The 1,107-nt window shown below is 71.8% G+C and carries 1 protein-coding gene; it reads left to right on the top strand.

Annotated elements, in window-relative coordinates:
- Positions 1–1,107 (top strand): PAS domain-containing sensor histidine kinase (locus I73_RS31030; RefSeq protein WP_148289838.1); only part of this gene is annotated, 1,107 nt, incomplete at both ends.

A 1,107-nucleotide genomic window follows, 5' to 3' on the forward strand; every position in this document is an offset into this window, starting at 1 on the left:
CGCCTTTTCTCGCCGTCGACGGCGGCTGCCAGATCGGCGACGTGACGCTGCGGGCCACCGACCCGCCCCAGACCCGGCGCGAGAAGCTCGCGCGCATCGTGCTCGACGCGATGTACCAGTTCGTGGGCCTGCTGGATGCGCAGGGCACCACGCTGGAGATCAACCGCGCGGCCCTGGAGGGCGCCGGCCTGCGGTTCGAGGACATCCGCGGCCGGCCCTTCTGGGAGGCGCGCTGGTTCCAGGTCTCGCGCGAGAGCGTGGCCCTGCAGCGTGACATCGTGCGCCGCGCCGCGGCGGGCGAGTTCGTGCGCTGCGACCTGGAGGTCTATGGCCAGGCCGCGGGCGACGAGACCATCGTGGTCGACTATTCGCTGATGCCGGTGCGTGACGACCAGGGCGAGGTGGTGTTCCTGCTGGCCGAGGGGCGCAACATCTCGGCCAAGAAGCGGGCCGAGGCCGAGGTGGTGCGCAAGAACGCCGAGCTGCAGGACCTGCTGGACCAGGTGCGCCGCCTGGACCAGCTCAAGAGCGACCTGTTCGCCAAGCTCAGCCACGAGTTCCGCACGCCGCTCACCCTGATCCTCGGGCCGGTCGAGGACCTGCTGGAGCAGGGCGCCGGCCAGGACCCGGCGCAGCGCGAGCGTCTGCAGCTGATCCGCCGCAGCGCCGAGACCCTGCTGGGCCATGTCAACGACCTGCTGGACCTGGCCCGCGTCGATGCGGGCCACATGGCGCCCAGCTATGCCCGGGTGGACCTGGCCGCCCTGGTGCGCCATGTGGCCCAGCCCTTCCAGTGGCTGGCCCCCAAGCGGGCCCTGAGCTACACCGTGTCCACGCCGCCCAGCCTGCCCGCCGCGGTGGACCCGCGGCAGTTCGAGCGCATCCTGCAGAACCTGCTGTCCAACGCCTTCAAGTTCACGCCCGCAGGCGGGCGCATTCGCTGCGTGCTGGAACCGCTGGGCGGCACGCGCTGTCTGCTCAAGGTGCAGGACTCGGGGCCCGGCGTGCGGCGGCGCAACGCCAGGGCATCTTCGACCGCTTCCACCAGGCAGCGCGCCTGCGGCCGGCGAGCAAAGCGGCTTCGGCCTGGGGCTGGCCATCGTGAAG

Source organism: Ideonella sp. B508-1, from assembly GCF_000333615.1.
Lineage (GTDB): Bacteria > Pseudomonadota > Gammaproteobacteria > Burkholderiales > Burkholderiaceae_C > Ideonella.